The sequence below is a fragment of the Nioella ostreopsis genome, from assembly GCF_004000255.1.
Taxonomy (GTDB): domain Bacteria; phylum Pseudomonadota; class Alphaproteobacteria; order Rhodobacterales; family Rhodobacteraceae; genus Nioella; species Nioella ostreopsis.
Window position 1 is genome coordinate 152918 of the sequence record NZ_RCIQ01000003.1, and the last position, 16140, is coordinate 169057.

Here is a 16140-nt window from a genome sequence, read left to right on the forward strand (position 1 = left end):
GGATCGGTCGTGAAAATTCGCAGCTGCCCGCATGTTGGGCTACCAGATTGCGGCAGACTTCCCCGCCGCTTGCGTGTTCCGCATCTTTTCATCGGCCCCGAATCTTCTATGGTGGAGCCAACTGGACCGGGATGCTGTGGATGACTGACGAACCTTCCGAAACGATTGCCTATGGCCGCCTGATGCACCGCGCCATGCGGAGCCTGATACAATCCGTTCTGGAAGGCGTGGCGGAAACCGGCCTGCCGGGAGAGCATCACTTCTTCATCACCTTCGACACGCGCCACCCCGATGTGGACATCGCCCCCTGGCTTCATGATCGCTATCCGGGCGAAATGACCATCGTGATCCAGCACTGGTTCGACGATCTCAGCGTCGATGATGACGGCTTCCGGGTAACGCTGAATTTCGGCGACAACCCAGAGCCCTTGCGCATTCCCTTTGATTCCATCCTGACCTTCGTCGACCCCTCGGTGGAGTTCGGCCTGCGGTTCGAGACCCAGGTCGAGGACGATCCCGACGATGAACCGCCCGGCGATGATGAGGCAGAGGACGAGGCGGAGCACGAACCGCATCACGATGCCGAAGTCGTGCGGCTGGATACGTTCCGCAAGAACCACTGACGCCATGACGCTTTGATGACGCAGGCGCTTGTCCCTTGCGTGGGACGGCGGGGCGTGGCTTATGACGCGGGAAAGCATTTCCTTGAAGGTGTTCCATGTCCGACGATCTTGGTCTGTTCCTTGCGCAGCTTCTGAAGAAACCCCATCAGGTGGTGGCGCTGGCGCCCTCGTCCCGTGCCCTTTCGGCGGAAATGGCGGCGACGCTGGATCCTGCGGGTGGTCCGGTGATCGAACTGGGTGCTGGTACCGGGCGGATCACGCAGGCGATCATCGACCGGGGGATTCCGGTCGAGAACATCCATTCGATCGAGATGAACCCTGTGTTCTGCGACCGGCTGCGCGCGGATTTTCCGGGGCTGAATGTCTACCAGATGTCGGCGGGCGATGTGGGCGATCTGCCCGTAGAGGGCGCGCAGGCGGTGGTGTCTGGCCTGCCGCTGCTGTCGATGCCCTATGATCTGCAATCCGCGATCCTGAGCGGCACGTTCAAGCAGGTCGGACCGACCGGCACCTATATTCAGTTCACCTACGGCCCGAAACCGCCCGTCAAGGCCGAGATCCGCGCCGCCATGGGCCTGACATGGACCACCAGCCGCAAGATCTGGGGCAACCTGCCCCCCGCGCGTGTCTACCGTTTTGCTTGCCCGACCGTGTGATCCGGGCGGTGGAAAGCCCTTGCAAGGGCTTTGAAAGGATCTTCGAAGATCCTTCCCCGCGCCTGATGACGGGTCATTGCTCCCCTCGCAGGATGCGCCTAGCCTCGGGCAAAGCAACCGGGAGCACATTGTGATGACCAAGACCGTTCTGATCACCGGCGGCGCACGCGGCATTGGCAAGGCGATTGCGGGTGATTTTGCACAAGACCACGACGTTGCAATCACCTGGCTGTCCACGCAACCCGAGGATCTGCCGGACAGCATCCTCACCCTACAAAGCGATCTGACGGAGCCGGGCGCGGCGGACGAAGTGGTTGCGCAGATCGTCAAGCGGTTTGGACGGCTCGATGTGATCGTCAACAATGCCGGGCAGGTCGCATCCTCGCCGGTCGATGCGCATGACGCCCCTGCCCTGCGCACCATCCTCGACGTGAACCTGCTGGCGCCTGACGCGCTCCTGACCGCTGCCCTGCCGCATCTGGACCCCGGCGCAGCCATCGTGAACATCTCTTCGGTCAACGCGGTGTTGCCCCCCATGGGCGCGGCGATCTACGGGGCCAGCAAGGCCGCGCTCAACCTGTGGACCCGAGGCATGGCGAAAGAGCTCGGCCCGCGTGGCATCCGGGTCAATGCGGTGGCCCCCGGGGCGGTCAACATCCTGGAGGACCCCCGCCCCGATGATCTGACCGAGCTGTTCGTGAAAGAAACGGCACTCGGTCACCTCGCCCGCCCCGAGGATATTGCCGCAGCGGTTCGGTTCCTTGCCAGCGATGCGGCGGCGTCTATCACCGGCGAAGTCCTGACGGTTTCGGGGGGCTATCGGCTCTGAGAACCATGGCCTGCGGCTGTTTGCGCCAACATCGCGCGGCGATGATTGCCCCCGTGTCGCTTGCGCCTTATAGCCTGTCGCAACCCATTCGCAGGAGGCCACAAGAGATGACCGCAACCCGCACCGAAACCGACAGCTTCGGACCGCTCGAAGTTCCCACCGACAAGTATTGGGGCGCGCAGACGCAGCGGTCCATCATGAACTTCCCTATCGGTTGGGAAAAGCAGCCCGTTGCCATCGTGCGCGCCCTTGGCGTCATCAAGAAGGCCTGCGCGATGGAGAACAAATCCACCGGCAAGCTCGACGCCAAACTGGCCGACGCGATCATTCAGGCAGCGGGCGAAGTGATCGAGGGCAAGTTCGACGACAACTTCCCGCTCGTGGTCTGGCAGACCGGGTCGGGCACCCAGTCCAACATGAATTCCAACGAGGTCATCGCCAACCGCGCCATCGAGATCCTCGGCGGCGTCATCGGCTCGAAGGACCCCGTCCACCCCAATGACCATTGCAACATGGGGCAATCCTCGAACGACACCTTCCCGACCGCGATGCATATCGCCACCGCGATGAGCGTGCGGGATGTTCTGCTGCCGGGCCTGAGCAAGCTGCTGGCCGGGCTCGAACAGAAATCCGAGGAATTCAAGGACATCATCAAGATCGGCCGCACGCATACGCAGGATGCGACGCCGCTGACCTTGGGACAAGAATTTTCAGGCTACGCCCACCAGATCCGGCAGGGCATCGCGCGCGTGAACGCTTGCCTGCCCGGCATCTACGAGCTTGCGCAGGGCGGCACCGCCGTGGGCACCGGGCTCAACACGCAAGTGGGCTGGGACAGCGCCGTTGCGGGCCACATGGCCGAGATCACCGGTCTGCCCTTCGTGACCGCGCCCAACAAGTTCGAGGCGCTGGCCGCCCATGACGCGATGGTCTTCATGTCGGGCGCCTTGGCCACCGTCGCGGGCAGCTGCTACAAGATCGCCAACGACATCCGCCTTCTGGGCTCCGGCCCCCGCTCGGGCCTTGGTGAACTGATCCTGCCGGAAAATGAACCGGGCAGCTCGATCATGCCGGGCAAGGTGAACCCGACGCAGGCCGAAGCACTGACCCAGGTCGCGGCCCATGTGATGGGCAATGACGCCGCGATCAAGTTCGCGGGCAGCCAGGGGCATTTCGAGCTCAACGTCTACAACCCGATGATGGCCTATAACCTGCTGCAATCGATCCAGCTGCTTGGCGACGCCGCCGACAGCTTCACCGAGCGCATGTTGCTTGGCATCGAGGCCAATGGCCCGCGTATCCAGAAGCTGATGCAGGAAAGCCTGATGCTGGTGACGGCGCTGGCGCCCACCATCGGCTATGACAATGCCACCAAGGTCGCCAAGACCGCGCACAAGAATGGCACGACCCTGAAGGAAGAGGCCATCGCGCTTGGCTTCGTGGACGAGGAAACCTTCGACCGCGTGGTGCGGCCCGAACAGATGATCGGCCCCAAGGCGTAATGGCAGAGCCGGTCAACCTGAACCGGTTCCGGAAGGAAAAGGCGCGGGCCGAACGCAAGGCCCGTGCCGACGAAAATGCCGTGAAATACGGGCGGACGAAGGCGGAGAAATCGCTGGACACCGCCCGACGCGACAAGGCCCGTCGCGATTTGGACGCGCATCGCAGCGAAGACGACGCGGAGGCGTAAACCCTTTCTCAAGCCCTTTATCCGACAGTCCCCCCAATGCCGCGCTTGGGGGATTCGCGATGCCGACATACGAAATGACGGCCTATAAATGGGCCGGGTTCACGCAATACTCGGATTCGGTCGACTTCACCGTCACCGATGATGACGATCAGCTCGATTGGTACGGGCAGGACACCGGCAGCGCCGAAATGGTCTCGATTGACGGTGTCGGCCATTCGATTCAGTGGTCCGGCACGATCGAAACGCGCTTCGTCGACAGTGACGGGCAGGCCCATACCGAAGACATCGTCTACAGCTATACATCGGACGGCTACTTTCTGATCCCGCAGGCTGACTCGGCCTTTGACGAGGGCAGCACGATCAGGTGTTTTGCGGGCGGATGGTCAGATACCGACGGCATAGACTACGAGGAGGTTGTCTGCTTCACCCCCGATTGCCGCATCGACACGCCTCGTGGGCCGGTTCCCGTCGCGGCTTTGCGCCCCGGTGACATGCTGCTGACCGCCGATAATGGTCCGCAACCCCTGCGCTGGATCGGGCGCAGCGATATTCCGGGGCTGAAACGGGTGGCAGGTGATCTGCACCCCATCCTGATCCGCAAGGATGCCTTCGGGCCCGGACGCCCGGCCCGCGATATCCGCGTCTCGCCGCAGCACCGGTTTTGCCTTGGCGATGCGGCACTGCTGTTCCATGACGAGGAGATGCTGGCGCCCGCCAAGGGCCTGGTGGATGGCTCCCGCGTGGTCGTGGATCGCTCGGCCCGGCCCGTCAGCTATGTGCATCTTTTACTCGACCGGCATGAACTGCTGTTCTGCGACGGGGTGCAGACCGAAAGCTTTCAACCCTCGTTCCGCACAATGGCGATGATGGACCCCCGCACCCGGTCAGACCTTGCGCAGGCCATTGGCGACCGGATGGCGCACTATACCGCCGTGCGCCCGGCCCTGCGCCCATGGGAGGCGCCGCTGCTGCAAAGGGTTTCCTGACCCGTCGATATCGTGCCAGATACGGCCATGCCCTCGCGCCCCGTCAAACGTTCGCTTACCCTGCACGGTCACCGCACCAGCGTTTCGCTGGAGGAGCCGTTCTGGCAGGAATTCCGCCGCATCGCAGAGACGCGCGGCCTGTCCATCAATGAACTGGCTGCGATTGTGGACGCCGATCGGGGCATGGAAAGCGGTCTGGCCTCGGCCATTCGGGTCTTTGTGCTGGAAGAGGTTCAGCGCCGCCCCTGACGCCTACCGCCCATCCTTGTTCGCAAAGACAGAGGTGCGGTTGCGCACGGTCAACGCCTTGCGGGACGGCTCGACTTTCCCGTTCCGGATAGCCAGCGAGGTCGGCGGTTGCTGCTTGTCCAGCTTCTCGCACACGACAATGCTGTCATAGAACCGCACGCTGTTCAGCTGTCGCGCCATTTCATCGAAGGGAAACAGCGCGTCCTGATCGGTGTACCAGGAATGCATCCGGTCGATCAGGCGTTTGCTGTACTCGATAAAGCTCGCCTCGTTCCGGTAGCCGCCGCCGAAGCCCGGCCAATAGGAGCTGTGGCAATCCTCCACCATGTAGACGCCCCGGTCGGCCAGATGCGGCCATAGCGCCTCGAAAGAGGCGATCTGGTGCGGGCACAGATGGCTGCCATCATCCAGAATAACGTCGAAGGGGCCGTACTTGTCCGCAAGCGATGCCAGAAACTCCGGGTCGCCCTGACTGCCGATCTCCACATGGGTGCCTTCGATTTCATGGGCTTTGCAGTCGGGGTCTATGTCGATGAAAACGAGGGTCGATCCCGGCGCAAAGAACTCTTTCCACATCGGCAGCGACCCGCCCCGGAACACGCCGATTTCCATGAACCTCACCGGCCTGGCGCGAAAGCGGGTCAGTTCCCGCTCATAGACCTCGAAATAATGCGCCCATTTCGTCAGCAGCTTGTCGCCAGAGCGCGGAATGTAGTCTGAAAAGAACCCCATGGTCCGGTCCCCTGTTCTTCCGGCTCAGCGCAGACGACCCGCCCGAGCATCACGGCCTAACTGCGCGGCAGCGCATGAAAGGCCTTTTTCTGCCGTGCGGTCCACAACACGTCGAACCGATAGCCCTGTTCACCCTGGCTTTCGGCTTCGACGACGCCCTCTTCGAACAGCCAGGCCCGCGCGCGCCCTGCGGAATAGGGCAGTTCCACCACCGAGGAAAACCGTGGCGGCGCAAGATGGGTGGTCACCGCCTCCAGAAACGCCTCCAGCCCGGCCCCGGTCAGGGCCGAAAGGGCGACAACGTCCTCTCGCCGGGCGGCGGCGGCGCGCAACTCCTCCTGACGCTCCGCGGGCAGCAGGTCGATCTTGTTCCAGATCTCGATCATCGGGGTGTTCTGGTCGACCCCCAGATCGGACAGGATCGCGGCCACGTCAGCGGCCTGTTCCTCGGTTCCCGCATGGGCCACATCGCGCACATGCAAGACCAGATCGGCATCCAGCACCTCTTCCAGCGTGGCACGGAAGGCGGCCACAAGCTGAGTCGGCAGGTCCGAGATGAAGCCAACGGTGTCCGACAGGATGATTTCGGTGCCGTCGGGCAATTCCACGGCGCGCATCGTCGGGTCGAGCGTGGCGAACAGCATGTCCTTGGCCAGCACCTCCGCCCCGGTCAACCGGTTGAACAGGGTGGATTTTCCCGCATTGGTATAGCCAACAAGCGCAACCACCGGATACGGCACCTTCTTGCGCGATGCCCGGTGCAGTGCTCGGGTTTTCACCACTTTCCCAAGCTGACGCTTGATCCGGGTCACCGCTTCGTCAATGGCACGACGGTCGGCCTCGATCTGGGTTTCACCGGGGCCGCCCACGAACCCCAGTCCGCCGCGCTGGCGTTCAAGGTGGGTCCAGGCCCGGACCAGTCGGGTCCGCTGATAGGACAGCGCCGCCAGTTCAACCTGCAAGACGCCTTCCCTTGTGCGAGCGCGATCCGCGAAGATTTCAAGGATCAGCCCGGTCCGGTCCAGCAGCTTGACCCCCCATTCCTTTTCAAGGTTTCTCTGCTGAACAGGGGTCACATGGCCGTCGACCAATACAAGCTCGGCCTCGGATGCGTGGATCTTCTCCTTCAGTTCGGCAATCTTGCCGGTGCCGAACAAAAGGCCCGGCTGCGCCTTGGGAAGGCGCACGACCTCGGCATCGACGACCTCCAGATCCGGCAACGCAGCGGCAAGGGCCACGGCCTCTTGCAGCGCGGGCCCTGCGTCACGGCGGTCGCGATCCGATTTGATATCGGGATGCAGGACAATGGCGCGAGTCGGGCCGGACTTGCCGGTCCCGTGCAGGTCAGGTGCGCTCACTCTTCCCCGTCATAGAGGTTGATGGGCTGCGCCGGCATCACGGTGGAAATCGCGTGCTTGTAGACAAGCTGCGATTGGCCGTCGCGGCGCAACAGGACGCAAAAATTGTCAAACCAGGTGATAACGCCTTGCAGCTTGACGCCATTGATCAAAAAAACCGTTACCGGAACCTTTGTCTTGCGAACATGATTCAGGAACGCATCCTGCAGATTCTGCTTGCTTTCGGCCATCGGGAACCTTGCCTTATTCTTTGTTACCGTCCCTTATTGCGGAACGCGATGAAAACCTGTCCCTCAGTATGTGCATGTTTTTCGCGGATTTCCACCCCGATTCCCGCAACTTGGCCTCGGAATGCTGCAAAGGCAGCAATTCGGCCTAGATTCGCCAGAAACCGGGATTGAAAAGGGCGATCAACGCCAGCGTTTCAAGCCGTCCGAGGATCATCGCCCCCATCAGCACCATTTTCGCAGGGTCGCTCAGGGCCGCATAGACGATCGGGTGTTCCCCACCGAAAGCGGCCAAGGGGCCGGTGGTCGACAGGGCCGCGGCCGCCAGCACGAAGGAATCTTCGAAATCGAGCCCGGTCATCGACAGCGCCAGCATGATTGCGGCGGTCGACAGGATGAACAGCATGAAGAACACCCAGGCGATATAGGCGCCCTCACGCCGGATGCGCCGCCCCATGCGCCCGCCCGCGGCCACCGAGTGGGGATGGCTGAGCTTGCCCAACTCACGCGCGCCGTGCTTGTAGAGAGCATAGACCCGGATCAGCTTGATGCCGCCCGCCGTGGTCGCGGCCCCGCCCCCCATCAGCGCCAGCCCGACGAGCAACAGCCCCGGCGTCGGCAGGCCGGACCAGCCCCGCGCTTCGGCCCAGTAGTCGGAGACGAATCCGGTCGTGGTCACGAAAGAGGTGATTGTGAACAGACTTCCCCAAAGGGCTGTCAGGGCAGAGCGCCCCTCGACCGCGGCCTCGATCTCCAGCGCACCGATCCAGTGGCGCAGAAAGAACAGGCCGGTCAGCGCAAACACCACATAGGCGGCCAGACGCAATTCGCGGTCGTGAAACAGGATGCGCGGGGTTTCGGGGGTGACGCGATCGGCAAAACTGTGCCGGGTCAGCGCAAAGATGAAGAAACAGAAGATCACCAGTTCCGACACGAAGCCGCCGGGTTGGGCATTCAGGGAGCCTTCGGGCGAAATGCCAGAGGTGGACATCACCGCCATGGCATGGGCCAGCGCCGTCAGATCGCGTTCCCCCGCAAGCACCTGCAGCAACCACAGCAGCGATGTCAGCCCGGCATAGGTCGGGGCCAGAAACAGCACCGCCCGCCGCAGGCGGACCGCCGGCGCGGCGGCCTGCATCTGCGCGCCGCTGGACACCACCTGCCGCCCCTGCGATTCCGACGACACCTCGAACCCGCCAAGGTTCAGCGGGGCCATCACCGCCATGGCCGTGACCCAGACCAGCAGCCCGCCAAGCCAGCCCACAAGCGCCCGCCACAGATGTTCCCCATCCCCGAGCCGGGCCGGATCGAACAGCGTCGCACCGGTGGTGGTCAGGCAGGACAGCATCTCGAAATAGGCATTGAAATACCGCGTGTTTCCAATGGCGTCTGCCAGGGGAACCGCAAGAATCGCTGGCAGTAGCAGATAGGCCAGGGCCAGCCCCGCCAAGTGACTTCGCGCGCTGGTCACCGGCTTCAGCCCTTGCGTGGCAAAGCCCAGAACCACGGTCAGGATGAAAAACAGCAGCGCCGAGTAGAAGAAACTGCGCCCGGTGCGAAAGTCTTCCTCGATCATCGCGACGGCTGCGGGCACCAGCATGGCCAGTGCACAGATCCCGACCAGCAGGACCAGCAGCGGCATTCTGGAAAGATACTGCCCCATGGCTCAGAAGAAATCGACCGAGACGCGCAGCAGGGCCTCGACCGCGGGCACATCCTTGGACAGCGCAAAGATCGCCACCGTGTCGCCCTCCTCGATCCGGGTGGACCCGGTCGGCCGGATCACCTTGTCACGCTTGCGGATCGCGCCGATCAGCGCGCCTTCGGGGATGTCGATATCGCGCAGTTCGCGGCCTGCAATGGGCGAGGTGGACAGAACCTGCGCCTCGATCACCTCTGCCTCGGCATCGCCGATGGAATAGACCCCGCGCACCCGGCCCTGCCGGATATGGCGCAGGATGGAGCTGACCGTGGTGGCGCGCGGGTTCACATAGGCGTCAATCCCGAGCGCATCCATCATCTGAACCATGGTCGGGTCGTTCACCAGCGCAATCGCCATGCCCGCCCCCGCCGCCTTGGCGCGGACCGAGGCCAGCAGGTTGGTCTTGTCGTCATCGGACACGCAGAGCACCGCATCGGCGCGTTCCACCCCGGCCTCGCGCAGGATATCGATATCCAGCCCGTCGCCATGCAGCACGATGGTACGGCTCAGCGCGTCGGCAGCGCGTTCGGCCTGATCGCGGCTTTTCTCGATCACGCGGGCGCGGATACGGGTGGAGGATTTCTCCAGCTCCTGCGCCACCGCAAGACCGACATTTCCTCCGCCGATAATCACAACCCGTTCCTGCCGGTGCACGGGCTTGCCGAAAATCTCCAGCGTGCGGGCGGCGTCATTGTCATGGGTGAAGACGTAGATCTCATCGCCCGCGAACAGCTGGTCGCCCGGGTCGGGCGCAAACAGCGTCCCGCCGCGCCGCACGCCGACGACGATCGCGCGCAGGGTAGAGAAGAGCTCGGACAGCTGTTTGAGAGGCGTGTTCACGACCGGGCAATCGTCATCCAGCCGGATGCCCATCAACAGCGCTTCGCCGCCCAGGAAATATTCCGTGTCGAAGGTCGAAGGCGAGGCGAGCCTGCGCAGTGCCGCCTTGGCGACCTCGCGTTCCGGGCTGATCACCACGTCAACGGGCAGATGTTCGCGCCGGTAAAGGTCGGAATAGACGGCGGTCAGATAGCTTTGCGCCCGCAGACGGGCGATCTTGCGCGGCACGGCAAAGATCGAATGGGCCACCTGGCAGGTGACCATGTTGACCTCGTCGGAAAAGGTGGCCGCGATGATCATATCCGCGTCCCGCGCGCCCGCCTTGTCCAGCACATCGGGATAGGACGCGAAGCCGGTGATACCTTGGACATCCAGAGTATCCGTCGCCCGGCGCACCAGTTCGGTGTTGTTGTCCACCACGGTGACGTCGTTGTTTTCGCCGGAAAGGTGACGGGCGATCTGCCAGCCAACCTGACCTGCCCCGCAAATGATGATCTTCATCGGCCCTTGCCCGTCCTCGTCTGACCGGCCACCGGGCCGGGTCTTCTGCATGGCAGAGACGCAGGCAGCCGTCAATTGGCAGCCACTTTAGAGGGCTTGCAGCGCAGACGCGGAATCGGGCTATGATCGAGCATTCCATGACCAAATCAGAGGCCGCCATGATCCGCCCCATTGCAGTCGCCCTTTCCCTTCTGACGCTCTCCGCCTGCCAGGTGTCCGAGTATTATGCCGAAGGCCAGTCCATCGCCGCCCGCGACCGCGACATCGCCATCTGCGAGGCCGAGGCGCTGACCACCTATCCGCCGCGGATCGTCACGCGCTTTACCCCGCGCATCTTTCACCCCGGTCAGACGACCTGCGACGCGGCCGGAAATTGCGTGACCAGCGCCGGCTATTGGGAAGGCGGGCAGCCCTATTCAGAGGATCTGAACGAGGATCTGAGGGCGCGGGCCATCACCGGATGCATGGGCGGGCGCGGCTATGCGCGGGTCAGCCTGCCGATCTGTCCATCGGACCAGCCCGTGCGCGCCTCGACCATCATGGCACCGCTGACCAATGACACCTGCGTCATCCGAAGCGGCGGCGCGTCGATGATCGTGAACCCCTGAGGGATCACTCCTCGCCGTCGCCCACCTGCGCCACACGGGCCCCGGCGCGGTTCGTGGTCACCACGCCAAGCGATTTCAACTTGCGGTGCAGCGCGCTGCGTTCCATGCCGACGAAATTCGCCGTGCGGCTGATATTGCCGCCAAAGCGATTGATCTGCGCCATCAGGTAATGCCGTTCAAAGAGTTCGCGCGCCTCGCGCAGGGGCAGCGTGGTCAGGCCCGGTGACAGCGCGATCTGTTCATCCTCGCTGGCAACAGCCCCCTGCCCCGGAAGGTCGCGCGCCTCGATCGGGCCGGTGCCGTCACCAAGGATCAGCACCCGTTCGATCATGTTGCGCAATTCCCGGATGTTTCCGGGCCAGCGCATGGTTTGCAGCATCGCCTCGGCATCCTGCCCGAGATCGCGCAGCGGCAGACCCTGTTCGCGGTTGAACCTCTCGATGAAATGGCGGGCCAGGTCGGGAATGTCTTCGCGCCGCTCCTCAAGACTTGGCACGTCTATCGGCACCACATTCAGCCGGTGATACAGTTCTTCGCGGAAATTCCCGGCGGCGATTTCCGCCTTCAGGTCGCGCGTGGTCGAGGACATGACCCGCAGATCCACCCGCACCTTGGACGTACCGCCGACGCGGGTAAAGCTCTGGTCCACCAGCACCCGCAGGATCTTGGACTGGGTGCCAGACGGCATATCGGCGACCTCGTCAAAGAAGATCACCCCGCCGTGGGCCTGTTCCAGCAGCCCCTGTTCCACCCCGCGTTCGGGGCTTTCGCGGCCAAACAGAACCTCTTCCATATGCTCCGGCGACACCGAGGCGGAACTGACCGTCACGAACGGGGCATTGGCCCGGTCGGAATGGGCGTGAATGTAGCGGGCAGAGATTTCCTTGCCCGACCCCGGCCCGCCGGTCAGCATCACCCGGCCGTTGGATCTGGTAACCTTGTCGAGCTGCGATTTCAGCGTCTTGAAGGCCGCGCCCGCCCCGACCATCTCGTCCGACCGGCCATCCTGACGGCGAAGCGCCGAGTTTTCCCGGCGCAGGCGGCTGACTTCCATGGCGCGGCGGATCACCACCAGAAGCTGGTCGATATTGAAGGGCTTCTCGATGAAGTCGAACGCGCCCTGCTTGATTGCCGCGACAGCAATCTCGATATTGCCGTGACCCGAGATGATCACAACCGGCACATCGGGGTTGTCACGCTTGACATGGGACAGGATGTCGATCCCGTCCATATTGCTGTCCTTGAGCCAGATATCGAGGATCATCATCCCCGGCGGCTCCTTGTTCAGCTCGGCCATGCATTCGTCAGAATTCGACGCCATGCGGGTCGTGAAGCCCTCATCCTGCAAGATGTCACAGATCAGCTCTCGGATATCGCGCTCGTCGTCGACAACCAGAATATCGCTCATATCGCTTCTCCTCCCTCTGCGGGCAAACGCGGCAGGATGATCCGTGCCATCGCCCCCGGATGCGCGCCCTCTTGGAATGGCTCCGCATCCAGCAGGTCCAGTGACCCGCCATGTTCTTCAATGATCTTCTTGACGATCGGCAGGCCCAGACCGGTACCCTTTTCCCGGGTCGTCACGTAAGGTTCGAAGAGCCGCGCCCGGTCGGGCGGCAGGCCGATGCCGTTGTCGCTGATGGTGATTTCGACCGTCTCCGGCTGCAACGTCATCACCACGCGAATTTCCGGCTCATGCCCCTCTGGCGCGCCTTTTTCCTGCAACGATTCAATGGCTTCCCCGCCGTTCTTGATCAGGTTCGTCAGCGCCTGTCCGATCATCGTGGCGTCGAGATCGGCCAGAACCGGCCCCTCGGGAATATCCGTCACGAAGCGCGTTCCGGGCTGGCCCGCCTTTTGCAGCAGAACCGCATCAGACAACAGCCGCGACATGTCCTCCGGCTGGCGTTCGGGTTCCGGCATCCGCGCGAACTTGGAGAATTCATCGACGATCCGGCGCAGGTCGTTGGTCTGGCGCACGATCACATCGGTCAGTTGTCCCAACTGCTCCGCATCGGCCTCATCCAGCAGCTTGCTGAACTTGCGCCGCACCCGCTCGGCGCTCAGCTGGATGGGGGTCAGCGGGTTCTTGATCTCATGCGCAATGCGGCGCGCAACGTCGCCCCAGGCCGCCATCCGCTGTGCGCTGACAAGGTCGGTCACATCGTCGAAGGCCACCACATAGCCTTCCAGATCGCCGGTCTCATCCATCCGCACCGACATGCGCACCAGCAGGCTTTCCAGCTTGCCCCGCCGCGTGACCTTGATTTCTTCCTGCACCACCGGGGCGGCCCGGTCGCGCAGCCGTGCAAACAGGGCCTCGTATTCCGGAACGGCTACCGCAAGGCTGATTCCAAGGTCGCGCTGTTCCACGAGGTCCAGCAGACGAATGGCAGAGCGGTTCATGAAATCGACCCGGCCATCGGCGTCGAGCCCGATGACCCCCGAAGTCACCGAGGAGAGGACGGAATCGAACTGGCGGCGGCGTTCCTCGGTCCGGTCATGCTGGTCGATCAACGCTTCGCGCTGGCCTTTCAACTGCCGGGTCATCTGGTTGAACAGACGTCCCAGCATGGCGATCTCGTCATCGCCCGGCTCTTCCAGCACCCGCACGTCCAGATCCCCCACACCGACCCGCTGCGCGGCACCCGCCAGCCGACCGACCGGGCGGGCCAGCCGTTCGGCAAACCACAGCCCCAGCCAGATCGCGGCAAGGATCAGGATGACGGCGAAGCCCAGGTAGATCAGGCCGAACTGGAACAGGAACTGCCCCCTCTCGCTTTCCAGCTGGCGATACAGACCCACGGTCGCCTGCGTTTCATCCAGCAGCGCGATGATCTGCCCGTCCACTTCTCGGCTGACATAGAGATAGCGGTCGGCAAAGGCGGTCAGGCGGACAAGGGCACGGAATTCATTGGTTGTCCGATCCTCGATCAGGATGACATCGCCCTCCGCGGCAGCGGTCAGATCCTCGTCGGACGGGCGTTCATAATCAAACAGATAGCTGCGTTCACCCCGTGCGCGGATTTCACCGCCACCGTCGATGACGAAGGCCTCTCTCAGCCCGCGCTGAATCGCCCCCTGCCCCTGACTGAGCAACTGGCGCAGGTCGCCATCGGCCAGAAACGGCGTGGCGCGGCGGTTGAGGTTCAGGAAGGCGGCCAGCGCCACCGCATCCTCGCTCAGGTCGTCGCGGTGTTCCTGCTGATAAGCATGCGCAGCCTCCACCGAATGGCCAAGCGCATTGCGGACCCGGTCGGAAAACCAGCCCTCCAGCCCCATATTCACGGTGATCGTCGCAAAGATCGCCACCGCCACCGTGGGCAACAATGCCAGCAGCACGAAGACGCCCGTCAGCCGAAGGTGCAGCCGCGACCCGGCCGATTGTGCGCGGCGCGCGGCGATCATCTTGGCCACGCGATAGAGCACCAGTGCCGCCACGACCAGCGTGTAGACAAGGTCCGCGAGCAGCACCAGACGCAGCGACGGAGAGGCGACCACCTGCCCGAGCGGCCCCATGACAAGGAAGGTCGCAACCGCCAGAACTGGGCCGAGCAGAACCAGCGCAAATGTGCCGATGGTGCGCAGACGGCGCTGCTGGCGCAGGGCCAGCAACCGCATCAGTGGGGAATCCGCATCACTCTGCGCAGGGGTACTCACCCGGAAAAGCCTCTTATGTTGGGCAGACGATCCGCCCGACCGCAAAATCTGGTAGCACAATTCCCGCCGTTACATGCGGGCAACGCTACTGTTGCGGTTTTACATCAACTTCCGGCGGCGAGTCACGCGAATATCAAGGTCGGTGATCTTCTTACGCAACGTATTTCGATTGATGCCAAGCAGATCGGCGCATTTCGCCTGGTTTCCGCCGGTGGCATCCAGCGCGATCTCAATGAGCGGCATTTCCACTTCCCGCAGGATACGGGTGTAGAGCCCCGGCGGCGGCAGGACCCCGCCATGAAGGTCGAAATAGCGCTTGAGATGCTTGGCGACCGAGGCCGACAGCTTTTCGCCATCCCCTGACCCGATCAACGGCTCGATTTCGGGCTGGTTGCCAAGAACCGCCTCGACCTCGGGCTTGCCGATGACCTCGACCGGGCTGGTCACGCTCAATCGACGCACGGTGTTTTCCAACTGTCGCACATTGCCCGGCCAGCTATAGGCGCGGATCATTTCCATCGCGCCGGGCGACATCCGGCGGGCGGGCAGACCGTCGCGTTCGGAGCGGGCCAGGAAATGCTCGGCCAGCAGCGGAATGTCATCCACTCGTTCGCGCAGCGCCGGCACCGCGAGGGTGACACCGGACAGGCGGTAGAACAGGTCCTGCCGGAAGGCGCCTGCCTCCATCCGTTCGGTCAGGTCCTTCTGGCTCGTGGCCATGATACGCGGCGCACCATCGCCGAACCCGTCCAGCATCCGCACGATCCGGCCCTGGGAGGCATCGTCGAAATCCCCGATCTCATCGAACAGGAGCGATCCATCACGCACCCGGTTCAACACCTGCTGCGGACCGTCCGGGGCATCCAGATCAGAGGCTGTGACGGTCACGAACGGCAGCGTGCGCCGGTCGGAAAAGTCGTGGATCGCGCGGGCGATCAGGCTTTTTCCGGTGCCGCTTTCCCCGGTCACCAGAACCGGCAGATCGGCATTCATCACCCGCGCCACCAGCCGGTAAAGCGCCTGCATCGCCGCCGTTCGCCCGACCAGCGGCAGGTCTTCCTGCGGGGCCTCGCTGCTGGTCACGTTCGACGCACGGGTCGCAGGCGCGCGGCGCTTCTGTTCCAGCGCGCGGGCGGATCGCTTCATCAGGTCTGGCAGGTCGAAGGGCTTGGGCAGGTAGTCATAGGCATCCGCCTCGGTCGCCTGAATGGCCGTCATGATCGTGTTCTGGGCCGAGATCACGATGACCGGCAGGCCGGGGCGCTTTTCGCTGATCTTGGGCAGCATTTCCAACCCGTTCCCGTCAGGCATCATCACGTCCGAGATCACCAGATCGCCCTTGCCCTCATCCACCCATCTCATCAGCGTCACCAGCGAGGAGGTGGCATGAACCTTGCAGCCCGCCCGCGTCAGGGCCTGTGTCAGAACAGTGCGGATCGTGCGGTCATCATCGGCGACAAGTACGGTGCCATCCATTTG

Annotated in this window: 16 protein-coding genes; 8 read left to right on the top strand and 8 right to left on the bottom strand. The window is 63.4% G+C overall.

The features are described 5' to 3' along the window. The first annotated feature begins 140 nt into the window (after window positions 1–140). The 7 genes from EP237_RS04825 to EP237_RS04855 all read left to right on the top strand — a co-directional run bounded on the left by EP237_RS04825 (window position 141) and on the right by EP237_RS04855 (window position 5033). The gene (locus EP237_RS04825; RefSeq protein WP_127558675.1) at window positions 141–623 is read left to right on the top strand and encodes an SspB family protein; all 483 of its coding nucleotides are present in this window, start codon (window positions 141–143) and stop codon (window positions 621–623) included. Window positions 624–718: 95 nt separating this feature from the next. Continuing rightward, entirely contained in the window at window positions 719–1279 is a 561-nt protein-coding gene (locus EP237_RS04830) for a class I SAM-dependent methyltransferase (RefSeq protein ID WP_127558677.1), read from the top strand. Window positions 1280–1412: 133 nt separating this feature from the next. Further along, complete coding sequence (locus tag EP237_RS04835; protein WP_127558679.1) at window positions 1413–2108, top strand: SDR family NAD(P)-dependent oxidoreductase; 696 nt, start codon at window positions 1413–1415, stop codon at window positions 2106–2108. Window positions 2109–2215: 107 nt separating this feature from the next. Further along, the gene (fumC, locus tag EP237_RS04840; RefSeq protein ID WP_127558681.1) at window positions 2216–3610 is read left to right on the top strand and encodes a class II fumarate hydratase; all 1395 of its coding nucleotides are present in this window, start codon (window positions 2216–2218) and stop codon (window positions 3608–3610) included. After that, complete coding sequence (locus EP237_RS04845) at window positions 3610–3798, top strand: DUF4169 family protein (RefSeq protein WP_127558683.1); 189 nt, start codon at window positions 3610–3612, stop codon at window positions 3796–3798. Before fumC ends, EP237_RS04845 begins: the two co-directional genes overlap by 1 nt. Window positions 3799–3857: 59 nt before the next feature. Then, a complete protein-coding gene (locus EP237_RS04850; RefSeq protein WP_127558685.1) occupies window positions 3858–4784 on the top strand; it encodes a Hint domain-containing protein in 927 nt (308 codons plus the stop codon). Between the two features lie 27 nt (window positions 4785–4811). Further along, on the top strand, window positions 4812–5033 hold the full coding sequence (locus EP237_RS04855; RefSeq protein ID WP_127558687.1) for a ribbon-helix-helix domain-containing protein: 222 nt from the start codon (window positions 4812–4814) through the stop codon (window positions 5031–5033). 3 nt (window positions 5034–5036) lie between these two features. On the opposite strand, the gene EP237_RS04860 is transcribed toward EP237_RS04855, so the two are convergent. The 5 genes from EP237_RS04860 to trkA form a co-directional block, all read right to left on the bottom strand. Continuing rightward, complete coding sequence (locus tag EP237_RS04860; protein WP_127558689.1) at window positions 5037–5765, bottom strand: class I SAM-dependent methyltransferase; 729 nt, start codon at window positions 5763–5765, stop codon at window positions 5037–5039. Window positions 5766–5821: 56 nt separating this feature from the next. Continuing rightward, on the bottom strand, window positions 5822–7123 hold the full coding sequence (gene hflX, locus EP237_RS04865; protein WP_127558691.1) for a GTPase HflX: 1302 nt from the start codon (window positions 7121–7123) through the stop codon (window positions 5822–5824). Further along, window positions 7120–7353, bottom strand: a complete 234-nt coding sequence (hfq, locus tag EP237_RS04870; RefSeq protein WP_071689997.1) for an RNA chaperone Hfq — start codon at window positions 7351–7353, stop codon at window positions 7120–7122. The genes hflX and hfq overlap by 4 nt, the downstream gene beginning before the upstream one ends. A gap of 145 nt (window positions 7354–7498) precedes the next feature. Beyond that, on the bottom strand, window positions 7499–8992 hold the full coding sequence (locus EP237_RS04875; RefSeq protein ID WP_240661496.1) for a TrkH family potassium uptake protein: 1494 nt from the start codon (window positions 8990–8992) through the stop codon (window positions 7499–7501). A gap of 24 nt (window positions 8993–9016) precedes the next feature. Then, window positions 9017–10393, bottom strand: a complete 1377-nt coding sequence (gene trkA, locus EP237_RS04880) for a Trk system potassium transporter TrkA (protein ID WP_127558903.1) — start codon at window positions 10391–10393, stop codon at window positions 9017–9019. A 122-nt stretch (window positions 10394–10515) separates the two neighbouring features. Between trkA and EP237_RS04885 the strand changes: the two genes are divergently transcribed. Further along, window positions 10516–11001 (top strand): hypothetical protein, encoded by a 486-nt coding sequence (locus EP237_RS04885; protein ID WP_127558695.1) that lies wholly within the window; start codon window positions 10516–10518, stop codon window positions 10999–11001. Between the two features lie 4 nt (window positions 11002–11005). Here EP237_RS04885 and ntrX read toward each other — a convergent pair whose 3' ends face one another. The 3 genes from ntrX to EP237_RS04900 all read right to left on the bottom strand — a co-directional run bounded on the left by ntrX (window position 11006) and on the right by EP237_RS04900 (window position 16137). After that, window positions 11006–12409 (bottom strand): nitrogen assimilation response regulator NtrX, encoded by a 1404-nt coding sequence (gene ntrX, locus EP237_RS04890; protein ID WP_127558697.1) that lies wholly within the window; start codon window positions 12407–12409, stop codon window positions 11006–11008. Continuing rightward, complete coding sequence (locus EP237_RS04895; protein WP_127558699.1) at window positions 12406–14622, bottom strand: sensor histidine kinase NtrY-like; 2217 nt, start codon at window positions 14620–14622, stop codon at window positions 12406–12408. The genes ntrX and EP237_RS04895 overlap by 4 nt, the downstream gene beginning before the upstream one ends. A 138-nt stretch (window positions 14623–14760) precedes the next feature. Beyond that, a complete protein-coding gene (locus EP237_RS04900; RefSeq protein ID WP_127558701.1) occupies window positions 14761–16137 on the bottom strand; it encodes a response regulator in 1377 nt (458 codons plus the stop codon). Window positions 16138–16140: the final 3 nt, after the last annotated feature.

Bases quoted from the DNA above. Each gene is read 5' to 3' on its own strand.
- EP237_RS04860 (WP_127558689.1), bottom strand. From the start codon at position 5,765: ATGGGGTTCTTTTCAGACTACATTCCGCGCTCTGGCGACAAGCTGCTG.
- hfq (WP_071689997.1), bottom strand. From the start codon at position 7,353: ATGGCCGAAAGCAAGCAGAATCTGCAGGATGCGTTCCTGAATCATGTT.
- trkA (WP_127558903.1), bottom strand. From the start codon at position 10,393: ATGAAGATCATCATTTGCGGGGCAGGTCAGGTTGGCTGGCAGATCGCC.
- ntrX (WP_127558697.1), bottom strand. From the start codon at position 12,409: ATGAGCGATATTCTGGTTGTCGACGACGAGCGCGATATCCGAGAGCTG.
- EP237_RS04845 (WP_127558683.1), top strand. From the start codon at position 3,610: ATGGCAGAGCCGGTCAACCTGAACCGGTTCCGGAAGGAAAAGGCGCGG.
- EP237_RS04850 (WP_127558685.1), top strand. From the start codon at position 3,858: ATGCCGACATACGAAATGACGGCCTATAAATGGGCCGGGTTCACGCAA.
- EP237_RS04885 (WP_127558695.1), top strand. From the start codon at position 10,516: ATGATCGAGCATTCCATGACCAAATCAGAGGCCGCCATGATCCGCCCC.
- EP237_RS04825 (WP_127558675.1), top strand. From the start codon at position 141: ATGACTGACGAACCTTCCGAAACGATTGCCTATGGCCGCCTGATGCAC.
- fumC (WP_127558681.1), top strand. From the start codon at position 2,216: ATGACCGCAACCCGCACCGAAACCGACAGCTTCGGACCGCTCGAAGTT.
- EP237_RS04830 (WP_127558677.1), top strand. From the start codon at position 719: ATGTCCGACGATCTTGGTCTGTTCCTTGCGCAGCTTCTGAAGAAACCC.
- EP237_RS04900 (WP_127558701.1), bottom strand. From the start codon at position 16,137: ATGGATGGCACCGTACTTGTCGCCGATGATGACCGCACGATCCGCACT.
- EP237_RS04895 (WP_127558699.1), bottom strand. From the start codon at position 14,622: ATGCGGTTGCTGGCCCTGCGCCAGCAGCGCCGTCTGCGCACCATCGGC.
- EP237_RS04835 (WP_127558679.1), top strand. From the start codon at position 1,413: ATGACCAAGACCGTTCTGATCACCGGCGGCGCACGCGGCATTGGCAAG.
- EP237_RS04875 (WP_240661496.1), bottom strand. From the start codon at position 8,992: ATGCCGCTGCTGGTCCTGCTGGTCGGGATCTGTGCACTGGCCATGCTG.
- EP237_RS04855 (WP_127558687.1), top strand. From the start codon at position 4,812: ATGCCCTCGCGCCCCGTCAAACGTTCGCTTACCCTGCACGGTCACCGC.